This is a genomic window from Oxalobacter paraformigenes (genome assembly GCF_000158475.2).
Classification (GTDB): domain Bacteria; phylum Pseudomonadota; class Gammaproteobacteria; order Burkholderiales; family Burkholderiaceae_D; genus Oxalobacter; species Oxalobacter paraformigenes.
In genome coordinates this window covers 641,479-662,511 of record NZ_KI392031.1, presented here as the reverse complement: position 1 = coordinate 662,511, position 21,033 = coordinate 641,479, and the positions used below count along the sequence as shown (strand labels likewise).

Annotated in this window: 15 protein-coding genes; 10 read left to right on the top strand and 5 right to left on the bottom strand. The window is 59.7% G+C overall.

All coding sequences use genetic code 11. From position 1 onward, the window contains the following. Positions 1 to 705: 705 nt before the first annotated feature. Positions 706 to 1,878: an RCC1 domain-containing protein gene (locus OFAG_RS06685; protein WP_020994999.1), complete on the top strand. Its 1,173-nt coding sequence runs from the start codon at positions 706 to 708 to the stop codon at positions 1,876 to 1,878. An 806-nt stretch (positions 1,879 to 2,684) separates the two neighbouring features. Continuing rightward, positions 2,685 to 3,734 (top strand): MmcQ/YjbR family DNA-binding protein, encoded by a 1,050-nt coding sequence (locus OFAG_RS06675; RefSeq protein WP_005877115.1) that lies wholly within the window; start codon positions 2,685 to 2,687, stop codon positions 3,732 to 3,734. A gap of 1,216 nt (positions 3,735 to 4,950) precedes the next feature. Here OFAG_RS06675 and OFAG_RS06655 read toward each other — a convergent pair. Next, entirely contained in the window at positions 4,951 to 5,706 is a 756-nt protein-coding gene (locus OFAG_RS06655; RefSeq protein ID WP_020994997.1) for a class I SAM-dependent methyltransferase, read from the bottom strand. A gap of 257 nt (positions 5,707 to 5,963) precedes the next feature. Between OFAG_RS06655 and OFAG_RS06650 the strand changes: the two genes are divergently transcribed. The 3 genes from OFAG_RS06650 to lnt all read left to right on the top strand — a co-directional run bounded on the left by OFAG_RS06650 (position 5,964) and on the right by lnt (position 9,153). Then, positions 5,964 to 6,845, top strand: a complete 882-nt coding sequence (locus OFAG_RS06650) for an HlyC/CorC family transporter (protein WP_040721131.1) — start codon at positions 5,964 to 5,966, stop codon at positions 6,843 to 6,845. 131 nt (positions 6,846 to 6,976) lie between these two features. Beyond that, positions 6,977 to 7,471, top strand: coding sequence for a hypothetical protein (locus tag OFAG_RS06645; RefSeq protein WP_005877120.1), 495 nt, complete (start codon positions 6,977 to 6,979; stop codon positions 7,469 to 7,471). Between the two features lie 122 nt (positions 7,472 to 7,593). Continuing rightward, a complete protein-coding gene (lnt, locus tag OFAG_RS06640; RefSeq protein ID WP_005877121.1) occupies positions 7,594 to 9,153 on the top strand; it encodes an apolipoprotein N-acyltransferase in 1,560 nt (519 codons plus the stop codon). A gap of 1,107 nt (positions 9,154 to 10,260) precedes the next feature. Here lnt and OFAG_RS12875 read toward each other — a convergent pair. After that, positions 10,261 to 10,974, bottom strand: coding sequence for a tail fiber protein (locus tag OFAG_RS12875; protein ID WP_020994996.1), 714 nt, complete (start codon positions 10,972 to 10,974; stop codon positions 10,261 to 10,263). A gap of 504 nt (positions 10,975 to 11,478) precedes the next feature. Further along, positions 11,479 to 11,934, bottom strand: coding sequence for an anti-virulence regulator CigR family protein (locus OFAG_RS06620; RefSeq protein ID WP_020994995.1), 456 nt, complete (start codon positions 11,932 to 11,934; stop codon positions 11,479 to 11,481). Positions 11,935 to 12,023: 89 nt separating this feature from the next. Between OFAG_RS06620 and OFAG_RS06615 the strand changes: the two genes are divergently transcribed. After that, complete coding sequence (locus OFAG_RS06615) at positions 12,024 to 13,601, top strand: deoxyguanosinetriphosphate triphosphohydrolase (RefSeq protein WP_020994994.1); 1,578 nt, start codon at positions 12,024 to 12,026, stop codon at positions 13,599 to 13,601. A 979-nt stretch (positions 13,602 to 14,580) separates the two neighbouring features. Here OFAG_RS06615 and OFAG_RS06600 read toward each other — a convergent pair. After that, entirely contained in the window at positions 14,581 to 15,000 is a 420-nt protein-coding gene (locus tag OFAG_RS06600) for a hypothetical protein (protein ID WP_020994992.1), read from the bottom strand. Positions 15,001 to 15,531: 531 nt separating this feature from the next. Here OFAG_RS06600 and OFAG_RS06590 point away from each other — a divergent pair. The 4 genes from OFAG_RS06590 (at position 15,532) to OFAG_RS06565 (ending at position 20,836) form a co-directional block, all read left to right on the top strand. Beyond that, positions 15,532 to 16,629, top strand: coding sequence for a phage tail protein (locus tag OFAG_RS06590; protein WP_005877130.1), 1,098 nt, complete (start codon positions 15,532 to 15,534; stop codon positions 16,627 to 16,629). After that, the gene (locus tag OFAG_RS06585; protein ID WP_020994991.1) at positions 16,626 to 17,177 is read left to right on the top strand and encodes a DUF4376 domain-containing protein; all 552 of its coding nucleotides are present in this window, start codon (positions 16,626 to 16,628) and stop codon (positions 17,175 to 17,177) included. Before OFAG_RS06590 ends, OFAG_RS06585 begins: the two co-directional genes overlap by 4 nt. Positions 17,178 to 17,795: 618 nt before the next feature. Further along, a complete protein-coding gene (locus OFAG_RS06580; protein ID WP_005877133.1) occupies positions 17,796 to 18,977 on the top strand; it encodes an iron-containing alcohol dehydrogenase in 1,182 nt (393 codons plus the stop codon). Positions 18,978 to 20,401: 1,424 nt separating this feature from the next. Continuing rightward, on the top strand, positions 20,402 to 20,836 hold the full coding sequence (locus OFAG_RS06565; protein WP_005877137.1) for an Rrf2 family transcriptional regulator: 435 nt from the start codon (positions 20,402 to 20,404) through the stop codon (positions 20,834 to 20,836). On the opposite strand, the gene OFAG_RS14330 is transcribed toward OFAG_RS06565, so the two are convergent. After that, positions 20,808 to 21,033: hypothetical protein (locus tag OFAG_RS14330; protein WP_040719817.1), on the bottom strand; the 226-nt coding region annotated here is incomplete at its 5' end. The two genes, OFAG_RS06565 and OFAG_RS14330, sit on opposite strands and share 29 nt — an antisense overlap.

Genomic DNA, 21,033 nt, shown 5'->3' with positions numbered 1-21,033 from the left:
TTTTGCCCTGATTTTGTCTCACCTTGCCATTGCCCTGTTTCATCCCTGTCGCTCTCCCTTTTTCGTGTTCCGCTTTTTTTCCGCCTGTCTCTTCCCAATGTCCGCTAATACTCGTTAGCGGATATTGGAAAGGCGCAAGCTGTTGATTTGAATGGCTTTTCGTTTTTTTCCTGATGAGGCTTCCCGGGAAAACACGGAGTGGAAAATCGGCGGCGTTGATGTTTTTTCCTTATTTTTGATAGACTTGGCTCCGTACTTCCCGGCATTTGTCAGGGAAGATATGGGCCCGTTAACGAGTATTAGCGGTTATTTCCGGACTGGGCCCGGTCACGGCCGGATGTCTCTTTTGGACAACACGGGTTTTCGGGGTATGCCGCCCGTTTTTTTATTGGGGCGGCGTGCGCAACCGGCCTGTTTACGGGCGGGTGCCGAAAATACAAGGCATAGCTTGCGAAGCCATGCGCACGTGCTTGCCTGTGGAGGAACGGCGGGCACGCCTGTCCGGCGCCGCCTTTCGCTTTCACCCTTTTTCGCGCGGCTTTTGAACTGCGCCAAACCCTCCCGGCCAAGCCGCCGGAATGTTGATAAAGTGCAAACCCTTTTTTTCCGGCAACTCTATTCTTTACCGCATGGAAAGAAAACGCGCCCGCTTATCCGGCGGTTTTTCCCGCTCTCCCCCGACATTTGAAACAGACAGGTGCCATCATGTTCCGCAAGCTCGTCCTCTCGCTGTGTGTCCTCCCGGGCTTTTTCCTGTCGTCCGTTCCGGCGGCATACGGCAACGAACCGGCCGGCAGCCGCATCGCCGCCGGAGCCACACACAGCCTTTACGTCGATCCCGAGGGGCAACTCTGGGCCTGGGGCAATGTCACCGACGGCCGCACGAAAACCGTCGTCCCCGTCAAAATCATGGACAAGGTCAACACCGTTTCCGCCGCGACCGATATCAGCTATTCGTTCGCGCTGAAAAAAGACGGCACCCTCTGGGGATGGGGCGACAACTACTTCGGCCAGATCGCGCCCCGACATGGCGACACCGATACCTGGATATCCCGGCCGGTCAGGGTGCTTGACGAGGTGACGCTCGTCGAGGCCGGCAACACCACGCCTTTCGCCATCCGGAAAGACAACAGCCTCTGGGGATGGGGCGCGCCCGGCATGCGGCGTGGCGACCTGCTGCCGCTGAACACGTCCGTTCCCATGAAAGTGCTGGACAACGTCGTCATGACCAGCTCGTCCGTCTCCCACACCATCGCCATCGACAAGGACAATACCTTCTGGGGATGGGGCGACAACCGCTGTCCCGACGTTCCCTACCGGCGCCACAAGCCCGTCCGGGTCGATCTCGCCCCGATGGGCGGCCGCAAAATCGTCAGTATCGCCAACACGATGGGGCAATCCTTTGCCGTCGCGGCCGACGGCACCCTCTGGCAATGGGGCGCCGACCGCAAGCAACACCGCGCCTGCCTGACGGACCGGGCAATCCATCCCGTCCGGATGAAAAACATCGACCAGGTCAAAACCATCTCCGCCGGAAAAGACTACCTCCTGATCCTGAAAAAAGACGGCACCGTCTGGAGCTGGAACTGGATGCAGCAATCCCCGGAAAAAGCGCGGAAAGCCCCCGCCTACCGCCAGATTCCGCTGACCGGCATTCTCGAGATCTCGGCGGGAGACCACCATTTTCTGGCCCTGAAAAAAGACGGCACCGTCTGGGCCTGCGGCGCCAACCGGAACGGCCAGCTCGGCAACGGCACCACGGCCTATAGCGACGTTCCCGTCAAAGTCGCTTTTCCGTCCATTCCCAAACCGCTCCTCCGGCTGAATGCCGTCTATACGGCAGGGTACGCCTTTCCCCTGCTCGTGTTGTTTTTGTAAGCGGACTGCCGGCGCAACAACACGGCAGCCGCGGCAACGCCATACGGCCAAATAAAACACAAGCCGTCCCGGGCTGCCTGTCAAAACCCGGCGGTATCCGGCAAAACCCGGTTCCTTTGGCCGGGAAAACCGGACAAAACATACCGCTTCATCCGAAAACCGCGCCAGCGCGGCAAGCAGGATGCCTGCCGGAAGCCCCTGCGCTTCCCCGCCTTGCGACAGCGATCCGGCAGGGCCGGCCATTTCGTCCGGTTTCCGGCACGCTTTTTTTCCACACCCGCCGCCTCCCTGCCGGTAGCGGCCAAAGGCAAATTCCTGACAGGAAAAGGAACAGGCCACGCCGAAGCGCCCGCCCGACCCGCGGGAAAAGCCGGTGAACCGGACCGGATGAATCCGCCCACCCCCTTTTTTCCTGCAAAAAGCGAACAAGGACTGCCCCGGCGGAAGACGGCCCGGCATGCCGCCGGCTGCGCTGGCGGAAGCCGTCACGGCGCCCCCGGGTCACACCCGTACCTGTCTTTTCCGGACAGCGCGCACCCGGTCCCAGGAAGGGTACAATAAACGGAAGGCCGAATCGGGATGGTTCAGGTATTTTACGGGTGAAAAAGCCGTGCATGGCCTGCCTCCGCAAAAACCGCCAGTCGATGATGACGGCCATTTGCCTGAACCGGAAACCGGGAAATTCCGGCGGGAAACATGGCGGAATGCCGCCGCCATAGGGCGGCGACACTACCGGCATTTTCGCGCTGCCGTTGCCGGTTTCGCAAGCCTGGAGGAAAAAGCCGGCAGGATAAAGGGGAGCGACAATGAGACTGGAAGACGACGTTTTCAAAAAAACCCATCCGGATTTCGCCAGACTGCTCTGCTTCGGGTTTGCCCAATCCGGCAATGCCTATTCGTATTCCGAAGATATCATGGCCGGAACGTTCCGGGCCGATATCCGGGTTACCACAGACGGCAGGCTTTCCCTGCGCCTTTTTGAACGGGCGCTGGACGAGGAATACCTTGCCATTCACATCACCGGCCACCGTGGAAGCTATGTCAGCCGGGTACGCGAAGCCTGCCGGGAACTCCTTGAAAAAATCCGGGACACCTGTTTTGTCAAAGACCCTTTTCTTTTTCCGCAGACCAACCGGCTCGCCCGCCTGATAGGGGAAAAATACGGAGACGCGCCGGAGCATCTGTGGGCGAAACTGCCGGGTTATGCCGTGTTCCGGAATCCGGCCAGCCAAAAATGGTATGGCATCGTCATGAATATCGACGGCCTCAGGATAAACCGGGAAGCCGGCGAAAAGGAAATCCTGAACCTTAAAGCCGGGGCCGACAAGATACCGGAACTCATCCGCGAGAAAGGGATTTTTCCCGCTTACCATTCAAACCGGAAAAACTGGATAAGCCTTATCCTGGACGATACGCTTTCCGACGAAAGCATCATGGAGCTTGTCGCCCAAAGCCGGGCACTTGCCGGACAGGGAACCCGTTTCTCTCTGGAAAAAGGAAAATGGCTCATTCCCGCCAATCCCAAGTATTTCGATCTGGAAAAGGCGTTTCGGGAAAACCCGCAGATTCTCTGGAAACAGGGCGCCGGCATTGCCGCCGGCGATACGGTGTACATTTATGTGGCGTCTCCGGTTTCGGCCATCACCTACCGGTGCCGGGTTCTGGAAACCGGGCTTCCCTACGACTACCGGGATAAGCATCTGACCATCCGCAACGTCATGAAAATCGAACTCGAAAAACGCTATGATCCGGCACAGTTTCCCTTTGACGCCCTGAAAAAATACGGAGTCCGTGCCGTTCGCGGCCCCCGGCTCCTCCCTCCCGCCTTGCACAAGGCTCTTGAAAACAGCCGGTGAAAGCGCGTTCCGGACAAGGCGATCCTCCCTCATCATCCTGAACATACCTTCCGCCTCAAACATCCTTCTGCCGGTCTCTTCCCCGCGCGGGAAACGGACCTGGGAGCAGGGCGGGCAAGCGGCATTTCCCCGCCTGTCCATGCGCTCTCCTCTCTCCCCGAAAATTTGCCGTTCCGGCTCCATACGGTTTTTCCGCCTGCCAGGCCGCTTTCCGCCAATGCCCGCCTGTCAGACCGCCATCCTGCCGCAAGGCTTTTTCTTCCCGGCAGGAGCGCCATTTCCTTTTCCACCGCCGCCGGAAAACACGACGCCAACCGGAAAACCGCCATTTTCCTCCCCGCCCATTTCCGATTAGCAACATGTATCAATAAAACTACGGCAATGAAACTTTTCCTTTTCCATTAATAACATTTAACTATAATTCCGGAAGCCATAACAGGCTTTCCCAAGGAATAGCCGGACGAACCGGCTTTCCGGACGGCGCTTTCCCCGAAACACCGGCCGGGACCTGTCGGAGACCCCGCTTCCGTGCCGGCCGCGGCGGCGGGCAACAGCCCTCTGGCTGTCACGACAACACCCCGCGTTCAGGCCGCGTTTCTCCGGCGCACCGGCAAAACGCCAGAACGGCGGCAAGACGGCCGAATCCGGTTCCCGACGGGCGAAAGCCCGGCGTATCCCGCGCCAAATCCCGCCGATATGGCCCCTGCCCCCGCATTCGGCGACGAAACGCCGGTTTTTTTCAGGGCGCGCAAAGCGCCGCCGGTCACCCGGTCGTGATGATGCGTCCCGCGCAGCGCGGCATTGGAAAACACCGCGTCGAACCCGCCCGCCGTCCAGGGGCATCGCCCCGCCATTCATCACACAGGCGTCGCCCCCGCGCTGTCGCCGCTTCCACGAACGGCATGCCCGTGCCGGTTCCGGCCTTCCCGCCGCCCGAAAGCGTCAGACGCCGCGCCGGAAAACCGTCGCCCCCGGTTCCGGAACCCGTTCCCCGCCTTCAGCGCGAGCCATTCACGACCGGCATGCCCGGCCCGGAAACGACACCATCGCAACCGGCACACGAAAAAGCGCCCCGGAATGGCTTCACTTCCCCTGCCCTGTCCGGCTTCCGGGAAAAGACCGTGTCCATCACAGAACGGCCGCTCCGGAAACGGCCCAAAGCGCTGCCGTCCGCCCGGCATGGGCATGGTCAGCGCGCGGGATGTGAGCGCATAAGCTAGTGTTTGACGGCATAAAACCGGAGCCGGACATAATCGGCGATCCACTTGCCGTCCGGCTGCAACAGCTTCGGCCTGCACAACTCGGTCACTTCATTCAGGAACTCGTCACGTTCCCTGGGATGCAGCGACGAAAGGTAGTTATAGGCGAATACCGACAGCCACTGGCCGATCGTCCCGGGCAATACCGTCGGCCGTTTGATAACGTCCATTTTCTCCACCTTCAGGCCGCCCGCTTCCAGCATCCCGGTCGCGTCTTCCTTCGTGATGAACACCCAGGGGTGGAGATTGTCCACCTCGATCCCGCGCTTGTCCAACGCAATGGTCACCGCATCGACCACGGCTTTCACATTGTTTTCCTCGCCGCATTCGCCCACGAAACGGCCGCCGTGCTTCAGCGAGCGGACCACGCCGGCCACCACCCGTCCGGGATGGCGCATCCAGTGCAGCGACGCGTTGGAAAAAACGGCGTCGAACTCGTCATGAAAGGTCATCGACTCGGCATTGACCTGCCGGGCGTCCACTCCCCGTTCCCGCGCGGCCGCGACAGCCTGCGGATTGATATCGACCCCGACCACCTCGCAACCGCGTTTCATCATCTCTTCCGCCCAGACACCCGCCCCGCATCCCAGATCCAGAATCCGTTCCCCGGCCTTCGGCGCAAGCAACTCCAGTACAGGCGGCCCCATATCGGTCAAAAGGCGCGCCATTTTCAACATGTCGGCCTGATTTTCAGTCTGACCATCGTTCACCATAGCGATACTCCGGTAAAAAAAACGACAGCAACCAAGCGGCCTGCGCGTCTGAAACCCTTTGCCTGAAAAAACGGCAAAACGGCTGCGGCCGCTCACCCTACACCTGCAAAAGACACCGGCAACGCTATTTCAAAAACGAACAGCGTTGACAGCACCACTTTACCATGCGAACCGCCATTTATTGCAAAATATTGTCCATTTTTGCAAATCGTGTATCCTATAGCTTTGAAACCATGAGGAGTTCTTTTCAAAACGCCATGCCCGAGCACCCTGAACACAGTCAAAACACGAACAAACCCGCCAGAACCTTTCTCGACAGACTGGCCTCCTTCATCTCTTCCGAACCGGATACCCGCACCGAACTGCTGGACATCCTCCACGACGCGCACGAACGCAAGCTGATCGATTCCGAATGCCTTTCCATGATCGAAGGCGTTTTCCGCCTCTTCGATTCCGCCGTGCGCGACGTCATGATTCCCCGCTCCCAGATGTATGTCATCGACATCACCCGGCCGGTGTCCGAATGGATTGGCGAGGTCATGGAAAACGGCCACTCGCGCTATCCCGCCATCGAGGGCGACGCCGAGAAAATCGTCGGAATCGTGCATGCCAAAGACCTCCTGCACTACCGGGAAGAAGGCTTTTCCGTCCGGGAAATCCTCCATCCCGCCGTCTTCATCCCCGAATCCAAACGCCTAAACGTTCTCCTGCGCGACTTCCGGAACACGCACAACCACATGGCGATCGTCGTCGATGAATTCGGCAACATCTCGGGACTTGTCACCATCGAAGACGTGCTCGAACAAATCGTCGGCGACATCGAAGACGAATTCGACGACGACGAAGACGACAAGATCGTCGCCCTGAAAGCGGGCGCAACCGGCCCCCGCTGGCGCATCCCTGCCCTGACCGAAATGGACGATTTCAACCGGACGCTGGGGACGAAACTGGCCGACAGCCGGGTCGATACCATCGGCGGCTACGTCGCCAACCACCTTGGCCGCGTGCCGCACAAGGGCGACGCCTTCGATATAGACGGGCTGCATTTCGAGGTCGTGCGGGCTGACGCCCGTCAACTGCATACCCTTGTCGTCGAAAAAAAACCCGCCATCGCGGAAAAAAATCCGGCAAAGCTGTAAAATAGAAAAAGGGCTTTTCCAATGTCCTTAAAAAAAAGCGAAAAGGACATAAATACCCGAAAAACGGTTACAATCTGTTCAGTTCGGTAACGAAAAGCAGGCCACCAACCTACAGCCAATCGAGGTATTTTATGAACTCCGACAAAGACATCGAATTACACGATGCCGACGATACCGGCATCTGCCTGACCTTTATCGAAAACGAGGCAGACGACCCGGCAACCGACGTCGATTTCACCGGCACCAGCGTCAACCATATCGAACCGGAAGACGATCCGGTAACCGACGTCGATTTCACGGGAACCAGCGTCAACCACATCGAACCGGACGATACCGTCTATTTCGGCAGAAGCATGAACCATATCGACGCCCAGTGCGAAGGCGACGAGATGGCAGGCGCATTCGCCTTCGGTTCCGTCTCGTACCGCGACCCGCTGGGAGACGTCGAACTGGGCGACACCGACGACACCGGCATCTGCCTGCATTACCTCGACACCGACATCGACGACTTCGAAACCGACCTCAACCTGACCGGCACCAGCGCCATGCATATGGACGACGACGAGGAACCGGGAACGACCGACGTCGATGTGACCGGGCGCGGCGTCGGCCAGCTGTCGGAGTGACAGCAGCTGTTGCAGTAAACGCTGTCCCGTATCGGTTCCCGGTATGGAACGAGGGTCCGGTTTTCCGGACCGCTGGAACTTTTTTGACTGACCGATAAGGAAGAAAGCGCAACCGGCCCCTCATGAACCGACTGACCCCCCTGATCTTTCCCGCGATCGCCCTGGCAAGCGGCGCGGTCACGACATTCGCGTTCGCCCCCTTTCACCTCTGGCCGCTCCAGATCGTCTGCCTGGCCATCCTGGCCGGCCTGACCCTGCAAACCGGCAGGCCGCGCGGGGCTTTTTTCACCGGATGGGCCTACGGGTTCGCCTCGCTGGCTTCCGGCCTGTACTGGCTTTACGTCAGCATGCATACCTATGGCGGCCTGAACCCGCTCCTCGCCGCCGCCGCCGTCGCGCTCCTTGCCCTCTTTCTCGGCATCCTGGCCGGATTCGCGTGCCTGCTGTCCCGCTTCTTCATGAAACGCTGGAACGCCGGAAACGCTGTTACCGCCCTTCTGATCTTCCCCGCCTTCTGGACGCTTTCCGAATGGGTGCGCGGCTGGATCGTCACCGGATTGCCCTGGCTTGTGACCGGCTACGCCCATACCGGCAGCCCGCTTGCCGGTTACGCGCCTGTTGCCGGCGTTTACGGCATTTGTTTCGTCTCCGCCGTCGTTTCCGGCGCCATCGCCTTCTTCTTCAACATCGAACGCGGCCACTGGAAAAGTTCGCTCGCCACCATCATCGTCATCCTTGGCCTGGCCTTCGGCGCCGGGACGGCCCTGCGCCACATCGACTGGACGCATCCCGAAGGCAAACCGATACAGGTTCGCCTGTTGCAGGGCAACATCCCGCAGGAATTCAAGTTCACCCCCTACCAGATCCAGAACGCCCTGAAAATGTATGCCGGCATGATCGCGGAAAAACCGGCCGACCTCATCGTCACGCCCGAAACCGCCATACCGATCTACATCCATCAGCTGCCCGAAGGCTATCTCCGCTTCCTGTCCCAATACGCGGCCCGAAGCCTCTCCCATCTGGCGCTGGGCATGCCGCTGGCCGACACGGCGACCGTCTATACCAACAGCCTGACCGTCATCGCGCCGGAAGACCTCGACAACCCCGGCCTCTTCAGCTACCGCTACAACAAGCACCACCTCGTCCCCTTCGGCGAATTCATCCCGCCCGGATTCCGGTGGTTCGTCCGCCTCATGCGCATCCCGCTGGGCGACTTCACCCGCGGCGACCCGCTGCAAAAGCCTTTCCGGGTCAAGGATCAGTGGATCCTGCCCAACATCTGCTATGAAGACATCTTCGGCGAGGAAATCGTCGCCCAGATCAGAAACGAATACCATGCCGGGCACCCGACCCCGACCCTTCTCCTGAACGTTTCCAACATCGCCTGGTTCGGCAACACCATCGCCCTGCCGCAGCACCTGCAAATCTCGCAGATGCGCTCGCTGGAAACCGGCCGTCCGATGATGCGCGCCACCAACACCGGCGCTACCGCCGTCATCGACCCCAAAGGCAAAATCGTCGCGCAGCTTGCCCCCTACACCCGCGGCGAACTCGACATGACCGTCCAGGGCACCCGCGGCGCCACCCCCTACATCCGCTTCGGCAACCTCACCGTCCTTTTCCTCATCCTGCTCGCGCTGGTCGCCGCTCATGTCATAGCCGGGAAAAAACGGCGGTACTGAGCGGAAAACCGCGCCCCGGCGGGGCTGCCGCCCGTTTTCCCTCCTGCCCTCCGCGGGAACGGGAGCCCTCCCCCGTTCAGGCGGAAACGGCTCCGCAATCCCTCCCTGCCTGCCCGCCCGCCGGCCTGCCAACCTCCCGTCGCCGCCTTACCGCCGATGGCGGCCAAACGTCCCCATCCCTTGCCGGCCTCCCGTCCGGACAGCGCTTTCATGCTTCCCGTTTAATGCCCGGCCCTGTATGCGCAAACGTCCCGAACCGAGCCCGCGCAAACGCCGAAAAACGCCGCCGCATCCGCCACCCACAGGCGTCAACCGGCAAAATCCCGGAAAGCCGCCGCGCGGAACAAACGTCTGGCTACCGGCCACACCCGGTGGCCTGTTGAAAAACGCCGTTCACGCTCCGCGCCCCCGATCGCCCTGTCGCAGCCGGCGGAACAGGGAAGGGTCAGAAACCGGATGAACAAAAAAGGGCAAAAAGAGCCTCAAACCCGCCTGCCTGCCCGGTTTGCCGGTTTTGCGAAACCGCTTGACTCCGGACAGTTTTGGTGAAAAGCCGGAAAAAAACCGCGGGAAAAAGACGGAAAAACCCGCTTTGGATCGGGGAACCCCCCTTATCCCATAGCTGAAAAACCGCCTTCAAACGATTCAACAGGCCTTTTTATCCGGCAGGGTGAGCGAAAACCCGGTCCGGAAACCAAATCCGGCTCATCCGGAAACCAAACCCGTTGTACTGGCAGGCATGCCAGCTTTCCCTTGACCGGCTTATCCCGGCCGGACACCCGGTTTTTCCTCCGTCCCGGTCCTTTTCGCTTCCCGGAACCCGTCCCATCCGCTATCCAGCGCGTTTGCCCAAAACAGGAGGCCGCTTGCGAAAACCGGTTTTCCGGCAAGCACTCCTCTGAACCGGAAAAACCGGCCGTTCCCGAAAGGCCGCCCTTCCTGTCCGGTCAGGCAAAACCCGTCCCGACCGGCGCCTTCTTTTGCCGCTCCGGCACGTCTGCCCCGACATGACCGCCCCGTCGCCCGAAGGGACAGGGGAACGCCCTCGCCCGCCGGCGTCTGTTTTCACCCGGTTTTCCGCCCTCCCGCGCCGTCACCTTCCACCCGTCAGGCGTTCACGGCCGCATCGAAAGCTTTGATGCAGGGCAAAAGCGTCAGCGCAGGCGGCTGGACGGTGAGGGAAGCGCCGTAGATGGGGTTTGAGATCGAAGCGTCAAATGTAAATCCATTCGATCCTGCCGGGATATCGGTTTGCGCGGTAAACCGGGTTGTTCCCGCCAATTGCGAAGCAAAAGCACCGTTAGCTGCGCAATGCAACCCCCTGTCAAGGGTATTCAATGCCCCTGTGATATTCGGCAGCCCCGCTTCCTTCACCGTCCCCGGTGTCGCGCTGCCTTCGGCAAACCGCCCGATCATGTCCGGCAGATTGAACGTGGTTTCCCCGTCCCCGGCGCCGAACGTCGTTCCAATCGCCGCAAAAAGGTCGGGATACGTGTCCCGACCGATAGCCGCGCCGTCACATTTCAGGTAACCGGCCGGCGGCTCAGGCATGGCAAAGTAGTGCACGCTTCCGAGCGGAACGCCTCTTTTCGCGATTTCCTCTTCCAGCTCCGTCCGGCCGGGTTTGCTTGCCAGTTGCGCGCCCAGTTCCGCCAGATCAATGCCCAGCGCCAGCCGCGCCGCTTCCCTGTCGCTGCTGTCTTCCCCCAGCAATTCGCTCAGGTAGTCCCGCAGTTTGCCGAGGGCGTCTTTCATTTCGCCGGTCGTCGTTTTCGGCAGCTTGCTGCCATCCAGCAAGGCTTTTTCCGGTAATCTCGTCATGTCTTCTCCATAAAAAAAAGACCCCGCTTCAGGTGAAGGAGGTCTTGTCGGTTGGTGTTTTCCGGTTTTCGGGCGCAACTTGGGCGCCACGGAAGCAGTATAAGGCACAAAAAAACATCGGTCAGCCCCGACGGAGAACGCGTTTTCCCCAGGCCGCCCCGTTAACCGGCAGACGGGCCTGCCGGAAAAAAACCTTCCCCTTCCGGCCCAGCCGTAACCGGGACGTCCCTTGCGGGTTTGCCGGATTTTCCCCTGAAAACGCGGACAAGCAGCCTCAACCCCGCCAGACGGCCTGTCCCCGGAAAGCCCTTAAACAACACGTTTGCTACGTTTTACGTAGCATCCGGGCCATACTGTTCCCCCTTTCCGGCAATCCCGCGGCTTTCCCGACCCGTCCGGCTTCCGGAGGAACAGACGCCCATGCCGGAGCCAGACAGGCAAGACCCCCCGCCGTCCTGCCCAAACGCCAGGGCCGGCGGAAAACGCGCTCCTTTTCTCCAGTGCCTACCGGAAAACCCCGGACAGCACATCGGCCACTATTCCCGTTGCCACCGCCACCAGCACCAGATCGTTCCCCGCTACCCGCCATTCATAACCGGCATGACGCGGCAAACGGCCCAGCATGCCTGCCGGAACCGTTTTCTTCGCAATACCCGGCGGCAAGGGTTTTCCCCGGGCCAGATTTTTCGCCACACCGGGCGGGAGCGCCCCATATCCCGTACAGCGGCAATCGAGCGCCAGACGGCGCGCTTCGCCCACCGCGATACCGGCATGGACAAGCGCAACCGACACGCTGTCGTCTTCCCTCTTTTTCGCCTTGCCGTTTTTCTTTTTCCCGTGCTTTTGCGCCTTGCCGGGTTTGCCCTTGCCGGCCGGCGGCTCGGCCATTGCCGGCGATGCCGCCAGCGAAATGGCGAGCATAGCGGCCACCATCGCCTTTGCTCCCTGCCCGTATTTCATGCGTTTCTCCTTTTCCTCTTTCAGGCGGGAAAAACCGGCCGTCCGGTTCCGTCCAGATCAGAGACACCCCGCTTTTTCCCGAAAAAATCATGCCCGTTCCAGCCATATCAAAGCATTTTTATGCCATCGTTCCAGACTCTGGCCTGTTTGCGGCAAAACCCGGCCATGCGACAAACGGTTCCCGCAAGGCCCTGTCTTTTGCCGCCTTGCCGTTTCGGAAAAAAGGCGGCGAATCGGCCCGTTTTTTTGAAACCGTCACCGTTTTGAAACATAATGATTGTATCGTCAACCTGAATGAAAAAGATACCATGAACGGAAACCGCACCGAAACCCGCAAGACCCAGTGGACGAAACTGCTCTCCCCGGTACGGAACCATACCGTCGATCCGGCCAAAGTCGCCTTCGACGTCATGCGCAGCCCGTTCATCCAGGATTACGACCGCATCCTGTTTTCCAACGCGTTCCGCATGCTCGCCCGCAAGACGCAGGCCCATCCTTTCGCCAGCAACGACCATGTCCATCACCGGCAGATGCATTCGCTGGAAGTGGCCAGCGCAGGCCGCTCCCTGGGCATCATGGCCGGCTATTTTCTGGCGGAACGCGGCGAACTGCCGGACGCCATCCGGCCGGAACACATCGGCCAGATCGTACAGGCCGCCTGTCTGGCCCACGACATCGGCAACCCGCCTTTCGGCCACGGCGGCGAATCGGCCCTGCAAGACTGGTTCCGCGACACCGCCAACAACGACCGCTACCTCTCCGAACTCACCGAACGCCAGAAAGCCGACTTCAAATCCTTCGACGGCAACGCGCAGGGATTCCGCGTCGTCACGGCCGTTGAAAACCACAAGGACAGGGGCGGCCTGAGACTGACCTATCCGACCCTGGGGGCCCTCGTCAAATACCCCCGTTCCGCCTACGACGCCATCGGCGACGGCTCGTCCAAATTCAACTTCTACCAGTCCGAAAAAGACACGTTTGACGCCGTCTTCACCACACTGGGCCTGAAAGACGGCGTCCGCTACCGCCGCCACCCCCTGTCCTACCTGACCGAAGCGGCGGACGACATCTGCTATTGCATCGTCGATATGGAAGACGCGCTGGAACTGGGCATCATCGGTTTTGCCGACATGGCCAGAGTCATCCATCCCATCTATGGCAGACTGGGCATCGACGCCCGGCGGCTGGCCTCGATGGATTCCGACCGCCGCCGGGCGGGACTCATCCGCGCGCGGCTCATCGACCTGATGATCGAGGCGACTTTTTCCGCCTTCAAAAACCACTACGACGCCATCATGGACGGCGACGGGATCCATTGCCTGCTCGACCATACCGAAGACGACATCCGCGACTATCTGGACAAGGCCCGTTCGCTCTTTTTCAACGTCATTTTGAAAAACCATTCCAAAATCGCGCTGGAAATCGGTTCCTACACCCTCTACAAGCGTATCCTCGACACCTTCATCCCCGCCTGCCACCAGTTCAGAACCGGCAAGCGGCTGACCTACCGCGAGGAACAGGCGCTGACGCTGATGGGCACGCACGCGCCCCATGCCACCGACGACCTGTACACGGCCTACATCCGCGTCATGGACTTCATCACCGGCATGACCGACCCGCGCGCCACCTTCCTGTCCCGGCAACTGGCAGGCATCACGGAAAACTGAAAAAGGAAAACAGCCGCCCGGGGGTAGCTTTCCCGCCCGCCCGGCTTCATGCCGGAAACCGGGAAAAACGGAACCGGAAACGCGGGAAAACCCCTTTCCCGGAAAAGGCGCGCCGGGTACGCCCGGGTAGCCGCCCGCCTTCCTCCTTCACTTTTCCCCGTTTTTTCCTGCCCGCTCGCCTGAAGCGCCAGTTCAGCGCGCATTCACGCATCGCGATCTTCTGGCGATGCCTTCCACAGGCAAACGAACCGCCCGGCAACCGCAAAAACCCGTGTTGCCCGCCAAACGGACACTCCGGAAGACGCCACATCCACTACAGCGGGCCTGATTTGGGGATGAACCGGATCGGGTTTCCGGCCAGTATTTCCAGTCACCATGCCCGATAAAAAGGCTTTGTGAATCGTCTGAGGGGTATTTTCCGGCGATTTAACAAGGGATTTTTTCCCGACCCAAAGCGGGATTTCCCGACTTTTTCCCGCGGTTTTTCCCGGCTTTTCACCCGAACGGTCCGGAAATCACCATTTTTTACCAAAACCTTAAAACCCGGCATGCAGGCGGGTTTGACGCCCTTTTCGGCCTTTTTGATTCATCCTGTCTCCAACACCGCCCGACCATTCCATCCCCGGCAAACCGCAGAACACGATCTTCCCGGCCGGGTACCGGTCTTTCCGTCCTGTCCGGGCATAAAACGCTTTACCCAAACCGCCATCGGCGCGCCCGCCCCTTTCCCGCTCCCCGGGCTCAGCAAACGGCACAAAACGGATTTTTTCCAAAGACAAACGGACACGACACCGGCCCTTGCCTTCCGCCCTTTCCCAAAAGGAGCGTGTTTCCTGCCGCGCATCCCGCCTTTTTCCGCTCTCCCTCACCCTGGCTACCCCAATGAACGCGCCGAAAAAAGAAAAAAAACCGGACACTCTCCCTTTCCGTCAAAAAGACGCGGCACGCCCCCCAAACGGCCATGCCGCTTCCCTCTTTCTCATTCCGGCCAGCCTGCCGTTTCCATCGTTCCCGTTTCCCCTGGCGGCTGTACCGGCTTTAACAAACCGGCCGGCACGTCACAGCCCTTCCGGCCCATCACATTCGCAATCGCTTCCTTTTCACCGCGAACATTGGCCAGTTCCACCGCCTCGATACCGTCGCCCTGACCGTATCCCACCCAGAACGCCTGCGCCTGACTGGACTTCAGGCGCTGTTCCTGCGCGATCACCAGCATGTTTTCCCGCCGCGCCAGACTGGACGCCTCGACCGTCAGATCCTGACAGTTATACCCGCGGTATTTATGAGGGGAAATATAACTTCCCGTTATCTGGCTGCTTGGGGTCGGCATGTTGAAACAGCCGGCAACGCAAAGCGAGGCTAAAACAGCCAGGGCAAAAGACAGACAATTCGATTTCATTGCGATCTCCGAAAAATTCAGGCCGGCCAGTCCGGCAAAAAACACTTTAAACGTTCAGAGTATATATTTATACCATCAGAAAATGGCGCTTCCCGCCTCTCCCGGAAGATTTTTCCTGTCGCCAGCGTCACTTTTTTCACACAATTCACCCGCTAGAGACCCGTTCCCGTTTTTCTCCTTTCCGGGCCATCCGAAAAGGCAAGCGGCCAAAACGTCCTTTCCGTTTGAACTGACAGTCCTTTACCGGCGCATCGGGAAACCGCATACGACCGCAAACGCCCGCCATCAAAACGGAAAAAACGGCCGCCCGCTCCCTTGAACGCAACATGAACCCCGCGAGACCGGCCTCTTCCGGAACGGAAGCCTGTCCCGTTTTCAAGCGGCCCGGAAAAATCGGCGTGCACAAGCTGACCGATGTTTTTTTATGTCTTATACTGCTTCCGTGGCGCTCAAGTTGCGCCCGAAAACCGGAAAACACAAACCGACAAGACCTCCTTCACCTGAAGCGGGGTCTTTTTTTATGGAGAAGACATGACGAGATTACCGGAAAAAGCCTTGCTGGATGGCAGCAAGCTGCCGAAAACGACGACCGGCGAAATGAAAGACGCCCTCGGCAAACTGCGGGACTACCTGAGCGAATTGCTGGGGGAAGACAGCAGCGACAGGGAAGCGGCGCGGCTGGCGCTGGGCATCGATCTGGCGGAACTGGACGCGCAACTGGCAAGCAAATCCGACCGGACGGAACTGGAGACCCGGACACGGGCACTGGAAGAGGACATCATGAAAAGAGGCGTTCCGGTCGGAAGCATCGACTGGCTGGCCGTGCCTGAGCCGCCGGCCGGTTACCTGAAATGTGACGGCGCGGCTATCGGCCGGGACACGTATCCCGACCTTTTTGCGGCGATTGGAACGACGTTCGGCGCCGGGGACGGGGAAACCACCTTCAATCTGCCGGACATGATCGGGCGGTTTGCCGAAGGCAGCGCGACACCGGGGATAAAGAAAGAAGCAGGATTGCCTAACGTAAGTGGGGTATCAGCAGTTGAGGGGTGCATCAATAAAGGTAGCTCAACAAGTTCCGGCCCGTTTACTTATTGGCGGGAAAATAACCTTATTTTAAACACTTCCCCAAGTAATACTCATGATCTGGGCGGGGAGATATTCTCGTTATCTAATGGCAACCCTATCTATGGCAATTCCGACACCGTCCAGCCGCCTGCATTGACCTTGCTCCCCTGCATCAAGGCCTTCGATGCGGCCGTCAATAGCGGGTTGATCGACATAACGGAACTGGCCAATGAGGTGACCGGCAAAGCCGACAAGACACAGGTCGCCAATCTGGCGATGCCATCCGATACCGGTATAAGTGTAACAGTGCCGCATACTGATTACTCGCTGACAGCTCCAGCCGATGGTTATTTAACGTTCATTGGATATGGGGGAAATGACTACGCTCATGTCAATCTGTATGCAGTATATGGCGGCATAGGTTCTATGGTTTCGATTGCACCACAAGCCGCCGGTAAAGCGATGATTCCAGTGAGAAAAGGCCAGCAAATCTCAATGAATTACAGCAATTTATCGAACAAGGAATTGGTGTTTACATATGCAGAAGGGAGCCAGCCATGAAATACGGAATAGCAGAAAACCACCAATTTGTCCTGATCGACGACGATCTCAAGAGATTGGAAAACACGCTGGCGTTCATGCCGCCATACAAAGTGGAGCAAATAGCCGAATACGGGGACGATGAAGTCGAACAGGGCCATGACGGAAACTGGTACGAAAAAGGGCACGCCCCGCAAAAGCCGCTAAACGAAGCGAGAAGCGCAAAGCTGGCCGAACTGAACGCTGCCTTTGCCGAAGCCTCGGCCAATGCCCACTGCCGCTCTTCTCTCGGCTTTGAAATCAATGCCGACGAAACCGCCAACCGCAACGTCACCAGCCTGATCGTCGCCCTGGAAGCGGCCGGAGAGGAAACCGTGCCGTTTTGCGCCTTTGACAACCGCTTTCACGACGTGACGCTGGCCCAGTTGAAGACGATGCAACTGGACATCATCGCGAACGCGAGAGCGCTTTATGCGAGAAAGTGGGCCTTGCGCGAAGCGATAGGGAAAGCGGCGTCCGTTGAAGAACTGGACGCGATAACAATCGTTTTTTCAGGGGAGCATGCATAATGGCCCACGCTCCCGCTTATGAGCGGCAAAAGCATTTTGCCGGCGACTTCGGCAACGAGACCGGCCCGGCCATAAACGCCGGGCTGACCGGGCGTCGAATTCGATTAACGATATCCGGGCGAATCTGGCGATTTTGCAGGCAGACGACGGGAAGCGGCGTCCGTTTGGGGTGACGGCGGATTCGGTCAGCGGGGCAGCGTGAAAAACGGCAAAACCGTCGTGCCCGGGCCCCGCGCCCTCTCCGGCGCCATAACCGGCGTCTGCGCCCCTTATCAGGACACACCGGAGCGGGCCAAAACCCGCTCCGGCCCGGCCGCTTCCGTTCCGGTGTACAGTGTCCGCCTGTCGTCACTTGTCCGGCTGCTTCCCCTTCTTTCCGTGCCGTTCACCCCCGTTTCCTTTCCTCCACAGCCGCTCTCATGCCTCATGACTGCCGCCGCCCGGTTTTCCTTTCCCTGTCCCCGCCTTCCCCGTTCCTTGCGGGCCGCCCGGAACCGGCTCCTGCCTGCCCCGCCGTTTCCCGTTCCCGAAGACATCCGGCATGGCCTTCCCGCCACGCCCTCTTCAAAAACCGGCCCGCCCCCTGTACCATTGAAAAAAACAGGGAGAAAAAACATCATGGACAACTTCACCTTCTACAGTCCCACCCGGTTCTTTTTCGGCCGCGGCGAGGAAAACCACGCCGGCGACCGCATCCGCCGGCTGGGCGGCACGAAAGTCCTGATCCACTACGGCGCCGTCTCCGCCGTCAAATCCGGCCTGATCTACCGCGTTACCTCCTCACTGGAACGGGCCGGCATCGCCTCCGTCCCGCTGGGTGGCGTGCGCCCCAATCCACGAAGCGGACGGGTCAGGGAAGGCATCGAACTGTGCCGGAAAGAAAAAGTGGACTTCATCCTCGCCGTCGGCGGCGGCAGCGTCATTGATTCCGCCAAGGCCATCGCGCTGGGCGTGCCCTACCAGGGCGACTTCTGGGACTTCTTCGAAGGCAAGGCTTTCCCCGCCTCCGCCCTCCCCGTCGGCGTCGTCCTGACTGTCGCCGCCGCCGGCAGCGAAGCCTCGCCCGTTACCGTCATCACCCGGGAAGACGGCATGTTCAAGCGCCCGTATTCCAGCGACCAAATCCGGCCGGTATTTTCCATCTTAAACCCCGAACTCACCACCAGCCTGCCGCCCTTGCCGACCGCGGGCGGCGCAACCGACATCATGTCGCACGTGCTTGAGCGCTACTTCACCAACACCCAGGACGTCGAACTGACCGACCGCCTGTGCGAATCCGTCCTTTTGACCGTCAAAAACGAATTGCCGCTGGTCCTGAAACATCCCGACCACTACGGCCATCGCGCCAACCTGATGTGGGCCGGCACCCTGGCCCATAACGACACCTGCGGCGTCGGACGCGAGCAGGACTGGGCCAGCCATGCGCTGGCGCACGAACTTTCCGCCTTCTACGACGCGCCGCACGGCGCAACACTCGCCGTCATCTTCCCCGCCTGGATGGAATACGTCATGGATCACGACATCAACCGCTTTGCCCAGCTCGCCGTGCGCGTCTGGGGATGCGACATGGACTTCAACCACCCCGACGTCACCGCCCGCAAAGGCATACGCGCCTTCCGGTCTTTCCTGAAAATGGTCGGCATGCCCACCGACTTTGCCGGCATCCGCGCGCGGGAAGACGACATCCCGCAATTGCTCGACCAGCTCCAGATCGGCCGCAGCACCATCGGCTCCTTTGTCAAACTCGACCGGAACGACTGCGAGAAAATCTACCGGCTGGCCTGCCGGCCAGCCGCCTGAGCGACCGGACAGACAGCCCCCTCTTCTCCAGCGGCCCGGGCCTTACCAGACGGAACCTTTCCCGCCAGCGCTTCCTTCGGGAAAAGTTCCGTTTTCACCTGCGCTCCGGCATCCGGTTTTCCTTTCTCTCCCCGGTTTTCCGGGCCGCCTGTTTTCCCGGACGGTTCCGGCTTTTTCGTCGCCCGCCAACTGCCGTTTCGCCGTTACGGTCACGACCGGCAACCCTCGCCCGGCTCCGTCAGAAACAAGCCGGTCTGCCGTTTCCGTAAACCCGTACGGCCCACCCTGCCGCTTTCCGTCCGAAAAAAGGAAACGGCGAGCCGGTTCCTTCCCCTCCGCGGCCCCATCCCGGCAAAACCGCTTCCGGCACGGGCCGCCTCTCCCGCCTTGCCGAACCGGTCCCCGCCCCAACCGCCATCCGGCCGGACAACACCGGACAATCCTGCCTGTTTTTTACCGCTCCCCCGCCCTTTTCGCTCCCCCGCCCTTTCCGCTTACCCCGGCCTTTCCGGCGCTCACCGGCGGCAATGCGCCCCGCCGCGAACCTGTTTATCAGGAAATGTGACGCGTTCATTTTAAAGCCTGTCACTTTTATCCGTACGGCTGTCTCGCAGCCGGTTTCCCCCTCTCCGCTGACCGGGCATTCCCCTTGCTTTCCGCCAATACGGCGCTTTTCCGGAAAAAGGCACACCAGACCGCGCCGTGTTGGCGCAAAATGAACGCGCCATTCCGGCCACTCTTTCTTCCCGGCAGGCGCCCGCCCTGCCGTCTGCCGGATAGTCAGGGCCCGGCAGCTTTGGCCCTGGCAAGCCCGTTTTGCCGGAGTGTCCGCTTCACCGGATACGACGTTTCCGGACGCTTCGGCCCGCACCCGGAAAAACCCTGCCCTTTGCTTTGCCGCCACAGACCATAACGGCCCGGGCCTTTCCGGCAGCCGGACAGCCGCCCGCAAAAAAAGCCTCCTTCCCGAAAGAAGGAGGCTGCAAAGAAAGGAACATATGAGCTTTGAAACGTCACCTGACAACCCGTGACGGAACCATCATACCGCCTATCCGGACATCGTTCAGCTTCATCCGGTTTTGCCGTCCGTTTCACTGGGAAAAAAACCACACTAAAGCGGCATAAGGCTCCAGCATCCGGAAATAATGGACGTCCCGGCCTTTCAGGCGGTAAAAACCGGGCTCTTCCGTATATAATATCAGACAGCAAACCGCCGCCATATTGATGACCTTTTCCAATCATGGTAAACTAGAAAAGGGAAATAAAATGATCCCCAACGCCCAACGCCCAACGCCCAACGCCCAACGCCCAACGCCCAACGCCCAACGCCCAACGCCCAACGCCCAACGCCCTGACGGTTTTTTCCGTTTCCCTGCCGGCCCCTTTTGTCCGGCAACCGGCCTGAGCGGCAAAGGGGGCCGGCCATGAGAATTGCCACCAAAGAACGCTACGCGCTGAAAATGATGGCCGATCTTGCTGTCGCCAGCGACAGCGAGCCGGTTTCCCTCACCGCCATTTCCACCCGCCAGAACATTTCCGTCGGCAGCCTGCGCGTGATTGCCGAAGCGCTCGTTTTGGCATCGCTCATCGAAGCCGACAGCCACCGGCCTTATCACTATCATCTGGCGCAACAGCCCGACCGGATCCGCCTCCAGGACATTTTCCGTTCCACCGATGGCCGCTTTGCCTGTCTGGCCTGCAATGATGCCCGGCCTGACGAATGCCGGCGTTACCGCGTCTGTTCGCGTGTGCATTTCTGGGAAGGCTTGCAAGAAATCGACTTGCCGCTTCACGACGCCAACATGAGCCTGAAAACCCTTGCCGACTACCTCACAAAACGCAAAACCCCGCTGCCCTGACACGCGCTTCCTGTCCAGACCTTTTTTCCGTCGATACGGCAAACCCCTTTCCGTTTTTCCGTTTTTCCGTTTTTCCGTTTTTCCGTTTTTCCGTTTTTCCGTTTTTCCGTTTTTCCGTTTTTCCGTTTTTCCGTTTTTCCGTTTTTCCGTTTTTCCGTTTTTCCGTTTTTCCGTTTTTCCGTTTTTCCGTTTTTCCG

Excerpts from the sequence above, each read along its gene's own strand:
- OFAG_RS06685 (WP_020994999.1), top strand. The coding sequence starts at position 706 with ATGTTCCGCAAGCTCGTCCTCTCGCTGTGTGTCCTCCCGGGCTTTTTC.
- OFAG_RS06675 (WP_005877115.1), top strand. The coding sequence starts at position 2,685 with ATGAGACTGGAAGACGACGTTTTCAAAAAAACCCATCCGGATTTCGCC.
- OFAG_RS06655 (WP_020994997.1), bottom strand. The coding sequence starts at position 5,706 with ATGGTGAACGATGGTCAGACTGAAAATCAGGCCGACATGTTGAAAATG.
- OFAG_RS06650 (WP_040721131.1), top strand. The coding sequence starts at position 5,964 with ATGCCCGAGCACCCTGAACACAGTCAAAACACGAACAAACCCGCCAGA.
- OFAG_RS06645 (WP_005877120.1), top strand. The coding sequence starts at position 6,977 with ATGAACTCCGACAAAGACATCGAATTACACGATGCCGACGATACCGGC.
- lnt (WP_005877121.1), top strand. The coding sequence starts at position 7,594 with ATGAACCGACTGACCCCCCTGATCTTTCCCGCGATCGCCCTGGCAAGC.
- OFAG_RS12875 (WP_020994996.1), bottom strand. The coding sequence starts at position 10,974 with ATGACGAGATTACCGGAAAAAGCCTTGCTGGATGGCAGCAAGCTGCCG.
- OFAG_RS06620 (WP_020994995.1), bottom strand. The coding sequence starts at position 11,934 with ATGAAATACGGGCAGGGAGCAAAGGCGATGGTGGCCGCTATGCTCGCC.
- OFAG_RS06615 (WP_020994994.1), top strand. The coding sequence starts at position 12,024 with ATGCCCGTTCCAGCCATATCAAAGCATTTTTATGCCATCGTTCCAGAC.
- OFAG_RS06600 (WP_020994992.1), bottom strand. The coding sequence starts at position 15,000 with ATGAAATCGAATTGTCTGTCTTTTGCCCTGGCTGTTTTAGCCTCGCTT.
- OFAG_RS06590 (WP_005877130.1), top strand. The coding sequence starts at position 15,532 with ATGACGAGATTACCGGAAAAAGCCTTGCTGGATGGCAGCAAGCTGCCG.
- OFAG_RS06585 (WP_020994991.1), top strand. The coding sequence starts at position 16,626 with ATGAAATACGGAATAGCAGAAAACCACCAATTTGTCCTGATCGACGAC.
- OFAG_RS06580 (WP_005877133.1), top strand. The coding sequence starts at position 17,796 with ATGGACAACTTCACCTTCTACAGTCCCACCCGGTTCTTTTTCGGCCGC.
- OFAG_RS06565 (WP_005877137.1), top strand. The coding sequence starts at position 20,402 with ATGAGAATTGCCACCAAAGAACGCTACGCGCTGAAAATGATGGCCGAT.